At 68.7% G+C, this 12,820-nt stretch carries 8 protein-coding genes; 5 read left to right on the top strand and 3 right to left on the bottom strand.

Annotated elements, in window-relative coordinates; genetic code table 11:
• Positions 1–24: 24 nt before the first annotated feature.
• The 5 genes from AC5Y4C_RS11115 to eccE are packed head-to-tail and all read left to right on the top strand — an operon-like array spanning position 25 to position 4,909.
• Positions 25–315 (top strand): WXG100 family type VII secretion target, encoded by a 291-nt coding sequence (locus AC5Y4C_RS11115; protein ID WP_499949198.1) that lies wholly within the window; start codon positions 25–27, stop codon positions 313–315.
• A complete protein-coding gene (locus AC5Y4C_RS11110) occupies positions 316–1,164 on the top strand; it encodes an ESX secretion-associated protein EspG (RefSeq protein WP_499962869.1) in 849 nt (282 codons plus the stop codon).
• A gap of 9 nt (positions 1,165–1,173) precedes the next feature.
• Complete coding sequence (gene eccD, locus AC5Y4C_RS11105; protein ID WP_499949191.1) at positions 1,174–2,574, top strand: type VII secretion integral membrane protein EccD; 1,401 nt, start codon at positions 1,174–1,176, stop codon at positions 2,572–2,574.
• Positions 2,571–3,935: a type VII secretion-associated serine protease mycosin gene (gene mycP / locus AC5Y4C_RS11100; RefSeq protein WP_499962871.1), complete on the top strand. Its 1,365-nt coding sequence runs from the start codon at positions 2,571–2,573 to the stop codon at positions 3,933–3,935. The genes eccD and mycP overlap by 4 nt, the downstream gene beginning before the upstream one ends.
• On the top strand, positions 3,932–4,909 hold the full coding sequence (gene eccE, locus AC5Y4C_RS11095) for a type VII secretion protein EccE (RefSeq protein ID WP_499949185.1): 978 nt from the start codon (positions 3,932–3,934) through the stop codon (positions 4,907–4,909). Before mycP ends, eccE begins: the two co-directional genes overlap by 4 nt.
• A gap of 15 nt (positions 4,910–4,924) precedes the next feature.
• Here eccE and AC5Y4C_RS11090 read toward each other — a convergent pair whose 3' ends face one another.
• The 3 genes from AC5Y4C_RS11090 to AC5Y4C_RS11080 all read right to left on the bottom strand — a co-directional run bounded on the left by AC5Y4C_RS11090 (position 4,925) and on the right by AC5Y4C_RS11080 (position 12,817).
• The gene (locus AC5Y4C_RS11090) at positions 4,925–6,670 is read right to left on the bottom strand and encodes an ABC transporter ATP-binding protein (protein WP_499962873.1); all 1,746 of its coding nucleotides are present in this window, start codon (positions 6,668–6,670) and stop codon (positions 4,925–4,927) included.
• Positions 6,667–9,273, bottom strand: a complete 2,607-nt coding sequence (locus AC5Y4C_RS11085) for an ABC transporter ATP-binding protein/permease (protein WP_499962875.1) — start codon at positions 9,271–9,273, stop codon at positions 6,667–6,669. The genes AC5Y4C_RS11090 and AC5Y4C_RS11085 overlap by 4 nt, the downstream gene beginning before the upstream one ends.
• A 61-nt stretch (positions 9,274–9,334) precedes the next feature.
• Complete coding sequence (locus AC5Y4C_RS11080; RefSeq protein ID WP_499962877.1) at positions 9,335–12,817, bottom strand: non-ribosomal peptide synthetase; 3,483 nt, start codon at positions 12,815–12,817, stop codon at positions 9,335–9,337.
• Between the last annotated feature and the right edge of the window lie 3 nt (positions 12,818–12,820).

Raw genomic sequence — 12,820 nt, 5'->3', positions numbered from 1 at the left:
ACCGATCCCGAGGAAGGAACTCTGATGTCACAAATCATGTACAACTACCCCGCGATGCTGGCCCATGCGGGCGAAATGAACGGCTACGCAGGCGCATTGGGAGCAGTCGCGGCCGACATCGCCAGCGAGCAGGCCGCGCTGGCCGGGGCCTGGCAGGGTGACACCGGCATGAGCTATCAGGCTTGGCAAACGCAGTGGAACCAGGCGGCCGAAGAGCTGGTCCGCGCCTACCACGCGATGGCCTCCACCCACGAGATGAACACGATGTCGATGAACGCCCGGGACAACGCCGAAGGCGCCAAATGGGGTGGTTAGGTGACGCCGTCGCCTAACGCTGTCGAACTCACCGTCGACCAGGCCTGGTTCATCGCTGACGTGATCGGAGCCGGGAGCTTTCCGTGGGTGCTGGGGATCACGCCGCCGTATGCCGACCGCAGCGAAGCCGCGAGCTTCGAGCAGACGCAACGCGAAGCGCTCACGAAGCTGGGTGTGATGTCAGCAGCCGGAGCGGTCAATCCTCAAGTGGCGCAATGGATCCGGACGGTCTGTTACTGCGAACAGTGGCTGGAGCTGCGCTTCGTCGGGCCCTCAACTGCCGACGTCTTGCGCGGCTTCGTCGGCCGCCGGGGCGACGACACCGTGGTCGCGCTGCGCAACGCGCAGCTGGTCACGTTCACCGCGATGGCCGTCGACCATCCGCTGGCGCTGGTGCCGATCGTGGCCGCCGGCCTGAGCGGACGACGGCCGGCTAGCTTTCCCGAGTTCGCGCTGCCGGCGCGGGTGGGCGCTCGCGCCGACGAGCAATTGAGGGCAGGCGCGAAAGTCGTTGAGTTGTTGGACTTTCTCGGCGTCCCGGCCGCAGCGCGGCCGGCGGTGGAAGCGGTGTACAGCGGACCGCGCAGCTATGTCGAGATCGTCGCCGGGGCGCGCCGTGACGGCAGGCACGCCACATCGGAGGTGGGTGTCGGAATCGTCGACAGCACCGCGGGGCGCATCCTGGTCAGCCCGGAGCGTGCGGCCGACGGCCAGTGGGTGTCGACGTTCGCGCCGGGCACCAACCTGGCCATCGCGCTTGCCATCGACCGGTTGACCGCCACCCTGCCGGAGGGCCGCTGGTTCCCCGACGTGGCGCTGACACGGCAATTCAGCACCCAGACGAGCTAAGGAAACCTGATGTCACAAACCCAAGAAGCCTTCGAGTCGCCTGCCATGTCCGTCGCCCGGGTGGCGGTGCTGGCCGACACCAGACTCGTCGACGTCGTGCTCCCCACGGATCTGCCGCTGCGCGAAGTCATCCCGGCGGTACATCGGTTGACCACGCCGGGCGCCACCACCGGTGCGGCGCAGCCCATGAGCCTCGCCCCGGTCGGCGGTGCACCGTACAGCCTCGACGCCACACTCGACACGGTCGGCGTGGCCGACGGGGATCTTCTTGTGCTGCAACCCGTTCCGTCAGGTCCTTCCGCGCCGGGCATCGTCGAAGACGTGGCCGACGCCGCCGTGATCTTCTCCGAGTCACGACGCAGGCCATGGGGACTGCCCCACATCAGGCACACGGCGCGGATCGCGGCGCTCGCAGTCGTCCTGGCCACCACCGGCTTCCTGCTCGCCTATCAGCACACGGCCAGTGGACAGATGGTCGCGGTAGCGGGACTCGGCGCCGTCGCGGCGACCGTGGTGGCCGCCGCGCTGGTGGCCGCGGCCAAGTCACCGCGGGTGGGCGCCGATCTGGCCGCGGTGGCACTGGTGCCGATCGCCGCGGCGTTCGCCGTGGCGCTGCCGGGTGACCAGTGGGCGCCGCGCGCCATGCTTGCCGCCGCGGGCGTCGCGGCTTGGTCGATGGTGTGGATGAGTCTGCGCGACAGTGCAATTGCCTTCTTCACCGGAACCGCCGTGATCGGTGTCGGCGTGCTGCTGGCCGCCGCGGCCGCGACACTGTGGCAGCTGTCGGCGGTCAGTCTCGGCTGCGGCTTGATCGTGTTCGCGTTGCTGGTGACGGTCCGGGCTGCACAGTTGTCGGCCGCCTGGGCTCGGCTGCCGCTGCCCGTCATCCCCGCGCCGGGCGACCCCACGCCGGCGCCGCCGTCGTTGCGGGTGCTGCGTGACCTGCCTCGGCGGGTACGTGTCAGCGACGCCCACCAGACTGGGTTCATCGCCGGTGCGGTGCTTCTTGCTGTCGTCGGATCGCTTGGCATTGCCGCGGATTCGCCCGGCCCGTGGGGCTGGTACGTGATCGGGGCAGCTGCCGCCGGCGCCGTGCTGCGGGCCCGAGTGTGGGATTCGGCGCCATGCAAGGCGTGGCTGCTGGCCCACCCGTTTCTGCTCACGTCCGCGTTGGCGGTCGGATTCACCCTGGCCGAGCGCTTCATGGCGGCCGGGGTTGCACTGGGGGTGCTCGCCGCGCTGGCCCTGGCTTGGATCGTCGTGGCGCTCAACCCCAGGATGGGTGAACCGGACAGCTACTCGCTGCCGATGCGGCGGGCTGTCGGGTTCCTGGCCGCGGCGATCGACGCGTCTCTGCTCCCCGTCATGGCGTACGTGGTCGGCATCTTCGACTGGGTCTTGAACCGGTGAGCTTCGCCTTCTGGCGCGCAACGCGGGCGGGCGCGGCCACCGCCTGCGCGCTGCTCGTTGCGTGTCCGTCGGCCGCAGCGATCACTCCCCCGGTTGCCGACGGCGCGGCGCTTCCGCCCAACCCGAATCCGTCGCCGTCGGGCATGGTGCAGCGCGCTGAGTGCATGGTCAGCGGAGTCATGCCGGGTACCGATCCGGCCGCTGCCACGCGCAGCCAATCGGTGCTGAATCTGTCTGCGGCATGGCAGTTTTCGCGGGGTGAGGGGCAGACGGTGGCGGTGATCGACACCGGTGTGAGACCCGGCCCGCGACTGCCGAACGTCGAGCCCGGTGGTGACTATGTCGCGGCGACCGACGGTCTGACCGACTGCGACGGCCACGGCACCGCGGTGGCCGGAATCATCGCCGGCCAGCCCGGAGTTGACGGGTTCACCGGTGTTGCGCCCGCCGCAAGGCTGCTGTCGATCCGGCAGACGTCGGCGCAGTACGCACCGCAGGCACCCGGACAGGATCCGGCGGTGGCGAGGGCGGCCGTCGACATCGACACGCTGGCGCGCGCGGTGGTGTTCGCCGCCGACCGCGGTGCCCGCGTGATCAACGTGTCGGTGGTGACATGCCTTCCGGTGAACAAGAACATCGAGCAGAGCTCACTGGGCGCGGCCCTGCGTTACGCGGCGGTCGAAAAGGATGCCGTGATCGTCGCAGCGGCGGGAAACGCGGTCGGAGTTGGGGGTTGCGAACCGAACCCGCTCACCGACGTCAGCCGCCCCGACGATCCGCGCAACTGGGCCGGCGTGACGTCGGTGTCGGTACCGTCGTGGTGGCAGCCGTACGTGCTGTCGGTGGGTTCGGTAGCGCCGTCCGGGCTTCCGTCGCGCTTCACGATGGCCGGGCCGTGGGTGAGTTTGGCCGGTCCCGGCGAGGGCATCGTGTCGGTGAGCAACGACCCGTCCGGCGGGCTGGCCAACGGATTCCCCGCCCCGAATGACCGGATGGTGCCGATCGACGGCACGAGCTATGCGGCCGCATATGTTTCGGGCGTGGCCGCTTTGGTGCGCAGCCGCCACCCGGAACTGAGCGCCGCCCAGGTGGTGGACCGCTTGGTGCGGACCGCGAACAACGCGTCGCGCTCGCCGTCGAATCTGGTGGGCGCCGGAGTGGTCGATCCGGTGGCGGCGTTGACGTGGAAGCTGCCGCCGCCGGCGCCGGCGCAGCCCCCCGTGGGGCATATCCCGCCGCCGGTCGAGCCGCAGCCGGCCGACCCGATGCCGCGCATTCTCGCGTTCTCGGGAGTCGGTGTGTTGGCGGTCGTGATGGTGGCGGCGGCGCTGGCCGCCCGACGGAAGGTGGATACGAAGTGAGATTCCGGGACCCGGCGCGGGCGGGCACATGGCGAATCGCATTATCTGCCTTGGCAATAACTCTTCTGGTCGCCGCGGTGTGGCGTTGGCAGCCGTCCGACTGGTGGTGGGTCGGTGCGTTGGCCGTGGTGCTCGTTGCGCTTCTCGGCTCGTGGCACAAGGTGCCGCTGTCCACGCTCGTACGCCGCTGGATCGCGCTGATCGGCCGCAAACTGCGCCGTACCAGGGCGTCGACGCGGGCCCACGGCGACGCTTTGGCCACCGACGTGAAGAGCACCGTGGTGCTGCAGGTCGGCTCGGGTCCGGGCGAGGTGTTTCCGCTGCAGACCCTCGCCGGCTATCTGGACCGCTATGGCATCAAGTGTGCCGCAGTGCGGGTGACAACCGTTGTCCCCGAACGTCTGTCGTGGGTCAGCCTGACCGTCGGGGCCGCGGACAACCTGACCGCATTGCTGGCCCGCGGCGCGCACCTGCCGCTGCACGAGACCGCGCACGTGGTGCAGCGTCGTCTCGCCGATCATCTCCGCGAACTCGGTTGGCAGGTGCAGGCGGTGCACGCGTCGGATATTCCGTGGCCCGCCCCGGTGAGCGAGCACTGGCGTGGCGTGCGGGTGGACCGCGGCTTTGTCGCCGCCTACGACGTGAACGTCGACACCGCGGTGGCGGACACACTGTCGGACATCTGGGCGGCGCCGGCGCTGCAGGCGTGGACCGTGGTGGAGCTGACCGGCAACCCGCGGCGACCGGCGATGTCGGTGAGCGCTGCGTTGTTGTCGGCCGACAAGCCCGCCCGAAAGGCGCCCGTCGCGGGCATCGTCCCTCGCGTCGGCGACCATCGGGCCGCGCTGGAAAGACTGCATCCCGCATCGACGGAACTCGTTGGCAGAGCGGCAGATCCGGCCGCCGGGCTGCTGCCGGACCTTCGCTTGCCGGCCGTTGCATCCTCGGCGCGCCAGCCCGCCGCATCCGGTTAGCGGCCCGGCGCTCGGCTATTGTGCGGCGATCCGCCAGCCGGCGCTGTCCTGCTGGTGGCGCCAGAACTCGGCGAACCGCCCACCGAGTGCGGTGAGTTCCTCGATGGTGCCTTGCTCGACGATCACGCCGTCGTCGACGAACAGCACGTGGTCGGCGTGCCGGATCGCGGCGAGGCGATGCGCGATCATCACCCGGGTGCGGTTCTGGGGGTCGTCTTTGATCGCGTCGACGATCAGCTTCTCGTTTTCGGTGTCCAACGCGCTGGTACCCTCGTCGACCAGCAACAAACCTGACGGTTTCACCAGTGCCCGGGCGATGCTCACGCGTTGACGTTCGCCACCGGACAGCGCTGCGCCGGCCTCGCCGACGCGGGTGTGCACGCCGTCGGGCAGCCGCTCGACGATCTGGTCGACCCGGGCCAGGGCCATCGCGGCGCGAATCTGCTCGTCGGTGGCGTCTGGATTCCCCACTTGCACGTTGTCCCAGATCGGCCCGTCGAAGAGGTACGGATGCTGAAACACCATGCTGACCAATGCCCGGCGCGACTCGGCATCCAGCTCCGTCACGTCCACCCCGTCGACCAGAATCTGCCCGGAGTCCGGGGTGAGCAGCCCGGCGATGAGGAACAGCACCGTGGTCTTTCCCGACCCGGAGGGGCCGACAATCGCGGTGGTGGTGCCGGGTTCGAGGGTGAAGTTCACCTCGCGGAGGACCTGTCCCCCGGATCCGCGGTAGCCGAAGCTGACATCCCGGAATTCGATTCGCGGAGAACGCGATTGGCCAATCCGGGGCGTAGACCCTTCTGCGGATGGCGCACGCGGCGCGGAGACGACGGCGCGCAGCCGCGCGAGGAGACCACGCGAGGATTCGATGGCGGTGGACAGCTCGGCCAGCACGGTGAACGGCTCGAGGAACCGCACCATGACGATCGCCAGCGCCACGGCCTCGGGTGCGCCAAGCTCGCCGCGCAGTGCCAGCGTCGTGATCGTGCCGGCAAGCAGGATCAGACCTACTTGGCTGGCGATGCTGAACAGCAGCTGCCCGGGGATCTGAAAAAGCAGCAGCCGCAACGTGGTTCCCTGCGCCGCAGTGATGGCTTGGCCCGTTTCGCTGCGCGCGGCGGTCACCCGCCGGCTGGCGCGCAACGCCTGCTGGGTGCGGGCGAACTCCAGAATGCGTTCGGTCAGCGCACTGTGGGCGCGCGCATCCGCGGCGTCTGCGGCACGCACGATCCGTTGACTGCCCACAAGCGCACCGAAAAGCACCGGCAGGGCGATCGCCGCCGCGACACCCAGCTGCCACGAGAACAAGAACAATCCCGCGGTGATCGCCACCGGCAGCAACAGCGCGCCGAGGAACGGGGTGAGCAGATAGGCGACCAACCCGACAAGGTCTGGACCGCTGGCGGCGATGGCCTGCCGGGTCAGCGCGGTGTTGTCGGCCGTGAACCACCACAGCGGAGTCTCGGTGAGCCGGTCCGCCATTGCATGCTGGGTGGTGTCCACCAACGCAAAGCCGATCCGGAAACCGATGCGCGCCAATACCGTATCGACGACCCATCCAGCTGCGGTGGTCGCGGTCAACGCCGCGAGCCAGGGCAGCGCGTCGGCCGGCGCCGACCCGAAAAGGCTCACCACAAGCGGCACCAGTAACAGTGCACTTGCCGCCCGCAGCACGACCGAGATCACCGACAGCACCACATAGCCGCCGAGATGGGCACGGTACTGAGGGGGAATCAACCGGATCAGGTTGGCGATCATCGGGCGGCCTCTCCGGTCAGGACGCCGGACGTTGCGGCGACGGTTTCGAGTCGGCTCTCCCAGAGACGCCGGTACCGGCCGTGCGCCTCGAGAAGTTCACGGTGGGTGCCCGTCTCGACCACCCGGCCGTGGTCGAGGACGACGATCTGGTCGGCCTGGGTGATCGTGTGCAGGCGGTGCGCGATCACCAGTACGGTCCGATTGCGGATCAGTCGGCCGAGTGCTTTCTGCACAAGATATTCCGATTGCGGGTCGGCGAACGCTGTCGCCTCGTCCAGCACCAAGATCGGGGTGTCGGCGAGCAGGGCACGCGCAATGGTCAACCGCTGGCGCTCCCCTCCCGAAAGCGCAGTGCCGGCACCCAGCACGGTGTCATATCCGTGCGGAAGACGCAGGATCCGCTCGTGGATCTGCGCCTCGACGGCAGCCGCTTCGACCTCGGCGGCACTGGCGTCCGGCACGGCCAGCGCGATGTTGTCGCGGACGGTGCCGGCCACCAGCTGCACATCCTGGAAGACGAATCCGACGAGCTTGTAGAGCTCGTCGGGGGTCAGCGACCGGATGTCGCGGCCGTCGATGCGGATCGCGCCGGCGTCGACGTCGTGGAAACGCGCGAGCAGTGACGCCAGCGTCGACTTCCCTGATCCCGACGGACCCACCAGCGCTGTCACCGTTGCAGGCCGCAGGGTCAGTGAAACGTCGTGAATTACCGGTGCGCCCGGGCGGTAGCCGAAGCTGACGGCGTCGAATTGCACACTGCCGGAGCGGGTTTCGGGTGGCGGAGCGGGTTTTGTCTCGCCGTAGGTGGTCAGTTCCGTCTCGTCGAGCGTGTTGGCGATGCGCCGGGCAGCGTCGAGCCCGTCACGCAGGCCGCCCAGCCCGTATGCGATACCCAGCAGGCGGCTGCCGAACGTGGTGCCCAGTACCAGGAACGGCAGCAGGGTCGCGGGCTGCATGACACCACCGGCGACGAACAGCGTGCCGGCGGCGGCGATCAGCCAGAGGAACGTCGCGGGGCGGGTGACGATGTCCATGAACGTCTTCTTCCCGATGAACGGGCGCTGCCAGGCGTTCAGGAAAGCGATGTACTCGTCGAGGCTTCGCCGGAACGGTGACGCTGCGGCTCCGCCGAACACCCGGATCACCGGCTGGCCCTCGAGAAACGCCGCTGCCTCGTCGTTCATCCGTTCGGCCCAGCGCGTCGCCTGCGCCATCTTCGGGCCGCTCTGGTACACCATGGTCGCGGTGGTGACGATGTACACCAAGATCGGCACCAGCAGCACGAGTGCCAGGCGCCAGTCGACAACGAACAGGTACACCAGCACGGCCACCGGTGCCACCATCGCGGCTACCGCATCCGAAACCGCATGAGTGACAAGGTAATGCAGCGCCAGGGTGTCGTCTTGGATGAGTTTCTTGACCGCACCGGAGCCGCGCTGCGTGAACCACCCCAGCGGCAGCCGGGCCAGCTTGTCCACCAGCCGCCGCCGCACCGCCGCGCTGAACCGCAGGTCGACCAGATGCAGCCACAGGATGAGTGCCGCGCCGAGCACCGCGCTCACGCCGAGCAGCACCACGAACGCCGTGACGGTGTTCCACACCCGCGCCTCGTCGGCACCGGCTAGCAGTAGCCGAGCCAGCTCGACGAGCACGACGAACGGCGCCAGTTCGAGCAGCGTGATCAATGCCTGCAGAACGCCGCTGGCGATCAACTGCGGCTTGAGCGGGGCCAGCAGTGCCTTGGCCGCTTGCGAACGCCATCGGCCCCTGCGGGCGGGCGGCCGGCTCGGCTCCCCCTTCTCCGCTGTCCCCTTCTCCGCTGTCCTGGGTGGCGTAGTCACTGCTGCGGTATCGGCCTCGCCGCGCCTGCTGCCCATCGCACGGCCGTGCGTCCAGTAGGCCTGGGCGTGCAAATCGCTCTTGGGGAAACCGAACGTGTCGCGTAGCCGCTTGCGCAGATGTTTCAGCGAGCCGGCTTCGGTTCCGGCCCATGCGTACCAGTCCGACCAATCTCGGTCTTCGATCGCGGCCGCAAGAGACGTCTCGTCGACTCGAGACACCCAGTGCAGTCGGCACCGCGGATGGTCAGCGATCGGGATGAGTTCGTCTTCGGCGCAATGTTTTTCGAGATACACCTCGACGTCGACCTCGGGCGGTAGCACGTCCAGAATCGAGTTGATCGCGGGCAGCGACGCCGCATCGCCGATCAGCAGAAAACCGGCGGGCAGTTCGTCGGGAACCTCGAACCGCGACGAGCCCAGCGACACCACCGGCACGGTCATTCCCGGCTGTGCGTTCGACGCCCATATGCAGGCCGGTCCGGCCGGCTCGTGCAGAACGACGTCCACCGCGAACCGGCCGGCGTGCGGGTCGGCCCAGACGATCGTGTAGGCGCGCTGATGCTCGGTGGTGCCACCGGCGGGATCGGGGAACCAGAACCGCAGCCACGCGGTCGGCGCCACCGTGACGTCGTCGAACAGTGTCGGCGACGACATGGTCAACCGCAGACAGTGCGGTGCGATCCGTTCGCTCTTCAGCACGGTCGCGACGTGGTCTTTCCCGCCGAAGCCGCGAACCAGCGCTCCTTGCAAGCCTCTGCTCATGTTGGTCCTCTGGTAGTCGTTAGTCGCGCCTCGCGTCGAATGGATTAGGGAACAACGGGTTTCATCGCTCGGCGAGCACCTCTTCGTCGGTCAGCGAGGCCACGTCGAGGTAGTGGCGCGCGATCGCGGCAAGGCGCTCGGGCGTGCCGCGCTGCGCTTCGCGGGCGGACAGCCGTTCCGCCAAGCCCGCGATGGTGCGGGTGGCGAACACGTCGGCGACCACAGCATGCTCAACGTCGAGCCAGTCACGCACTCGGGCGATGACGGCGGTGGCCAACACCGAGTCGCCTCCTGCGGCGAAGAAATCGGCGTGGACGCCTACGGATTCGGTGCCCAGCGCCTCGGCGACAATCGTCGCGAGCGCGGCCTCCACGTCGTTGCGCGGTCCGCTGTCTTCGGGCTCCGGGTGGCCGTTCTCCAGCAGCGCTGCCACCGCGCGGCGATCCAGTTTTCCGTTGGCAGTCAACGGCATTCGCTCGAGGAATACCGTGCGGGCCGGAATCATGTACGTCGGCAGCAGGTCGGCGACGGCCGCTGCGACGTCGCCCGCCTGGTCCGGGTCACCGGTTACCGCGGCGACGAGCTTGGGCGCAGCACGCCCGATTACTGCCGCGACGGCATGGCGCACGCCCGGCACGGTACGAAGCGCGTTCTCCACTTCGCCGAGCTCCACCCGGTACCCGCGGATCTGCACCTGGTTGTCGGAACGGCCCAAGAACTCGATGGTGCCGTCGGGCCAGTACCGGGCCATGTCACCGGTCCGGTACCACCGAACGCCGTCGTATTCCACGAAGCGAGCGGTAGTCCGTTCGGGGTCATTGCGGTACCCGGCTGCGACATTCGCGCCGCCGACCCATAGTTCGCCGGGCACCCAGTCCGGGCAGTCGCGGCCTGACGGCGACACCACCCGGCACCGCACGTTGCGCAGCGGAACACCGAACGGCACCGTGGTCCAGTGTGCGGGCGGGTTTCCCCCTACTTCACAGATGGTGTGATGGATCGCCGTCTCGGTAGCTCCGCCCAACCCGGCGAACCGGCATCCGGGCACTTGCTTGGCCAGCCGGCGGGCCAGATCGGCGCTCACCCAGTCGCCGCCGAGCGTCACCGCCCGCAGCGAATCCCCTAGGCGATCACCGCCGAGCTCCAAGATCATGTCCAGCATGCTGGGTACGCAGTTGAGGATCGAAACCTTGTGCCGCCGAAGCAGATCCACCCACGTGGTAGTGGCCGCGCGCTGGTCGGCGTCGACCGCGACCACCGAGCCGCCTACTGAGAACATGCCGAAGATGTCGTAGACCGACGCGTCGAATTCGAGAGCTGACAACGCAAGGACGCGGTCGGTGCTGCCCACCGTGAACCAGTGGTTCACGGCGTCGATGGTGTTCATCGCCGCCCGGTGTGGCACGTCGACGCCCTTGGGTAGTCCAGTCGAGCCGGACGTGAAGATCACGTACGCGATGTCGGCGGTGTCACCGAACACCGGCGTCGCCAGCGGCTGCGGATAGTCACGAGCCGTGTCGATCGACAGGCACGGCACGGAGCCGCCCAGCTGTGCGCCGTCGACGGTCACCGCGGCCACGACGTCGGCGGTCTGCAAGATCGCGGCACGCCGCCCAGCGGGTTGGTCGAAACCGATGGGCACGTAGGTGGCTCCGGCGGCGAGCACCCCGAGCACGGCCAGCATCTGCTCCTTGCCTTTGGGCAGGTACACCGCGACCGCATCGCCCGGCCGCACACCTTGGTGTCGCAGAGCCCCCGCGACCGCCAGCGCGCGCTGTGCGAGTTCGCGGTAGTTCCATCCCCCAGTCGCGTCCCCCAACCCCCAGACCACCGCCGGTGCTTCGGGTGTGGACGCAGCATGCTCGAAGAAGCCCTGATGCAGGCACCGGCCGCTGACCGGACCGTCCGTCGCGTTGACTGCGGCGCGCCTTCTGGCCTGTGCGCTGGGCAGCCGCACCGCCGCTTCGGCGTCCCATCCGGCGTCGCCCGCGCACAGCCGCTGGACGGCCTCGGTGAAGCTGGCGAACATGGTGTCGATCACGCGGGCCGGAAACGCCGACTCACGGACGTCCCAGTTGACCAGCAGCCCGCCGCGCAGTTCGGTGACCTGGGCGTCCAGCAGTACCTGCGGCCCTTGCGAGATGATCCACACGGGCTCGCCGAACGTCTCGACGACGTCGTGGGCGAAAAGCTCGCCCAAGTCCAGGGCGCTGGTGAACACCACCGGAGCCAGCACCGGCTCGCCACGGTGCCGACCCAGGTCACGCAGGACTTCGAGCCCGGAATACGCTGCGTGAGAACCGCTTTCGTACATCTGCTGCTGAATGCGGCGGGCCCGCTCGGCTACCGATACGTCGTCAGCGACGTCGATTTCGAGCATGACCGACGACGTGAAGTCGCCGATCACCCGGTCGATGTCCGGGTGCACCGATTCCCGGCCGAACAGCGGCACGTTCAGCAGGAACCTGTCCTGCGCCGACCAGCCGCCGATGGTGTCGGCGAACACCGCGGCCAAGGCCATCGCCGGGGTGATTCCACGCGCGTGGGCACCGGCCACCAGGCTGCGCTTGGCGTGCGGTGCCAGCCAGTGGTGGTGGCGGACGGTGCGATGCGGCGCCGTGCGCTGGCCGACCGGGATCGTGGGAAGCTGCGGCGCGGTGGGCATATCGGCCAGCCGCTGCTGCCACCAGCGCTTGTCGCGCTCCCGTGCAGCGCTGTCGTCCGTGCGTTCCGTGCGGTAGCGGCGATAGCTGTAGCCGGGTGCGCGCAGTGCGGTGCCGCGATACGCTGCGGCGAGGTCAGACACCAAGACGCGGTAGCTCATTGCGTCGCCCGCCAGCATGTCGACGTCGAGGTGCAGTCGGGTGCGGTCCGGGCCGTAGCGCGTCACCGTGACGTCGATGACCTGACCATGCTCGATGGCCAAGCGCTGGTGCGTTCTGGCGTCGCGCATGCGCATCAGGGTCGCGTCGACCACCTCCGCTGGCCGACCGCGCAGATCGACGACACTGAACACCGGCCGCCCCGGCGCCGGCATCGTCTGCTGGGTGCCGTCGGGCAGGAATCGGGTGCGCAGCATCGGATGTACTGCGACAAGCTCGGCCACCGCACGCTCCAGACGCGTGGGGTCCACCCCGGCACCGTCGAATTCGACGTACAGGTGGGCCGCGACGCCGCCGAGCTCCTGTTCGGCCTGGCGGCCGATCCAGTACGCGTGCTGCATGGTGGCCAACGGGAACGGCGCCTCGTCGGGGTCCGTCGTCGGTGAAGGCAAAAATCTTGTGTCGCTTGCGAGTTCGTGCCCACGCAGCATCTCGTGCCACGCTGCGATGGTGGGGTTCGCCGCAAGTTGGGCGAAGGTGACGTCGGCTCCCTGTTTGCGCCATCGGCCCGCCAGCGCCATCATCCGGATGGAGTTCAGCCCCAACTGGATCAGATCGTCGTCATCGGCGATGTCGCCGGAGAAGTCCAGATGAGCGGCCACCACAGCACGGATCTGGTCCTTGCTGACGGGGCGCCCGTCACGTTCGTCCTGCAGCGGCATTCC

Source organism: Mycobacterium sp. NGS35, from assembly GCF_059812855.1.
This window is presented reverse-complemented; position numbering and strand designations above follow the sequence as displayed.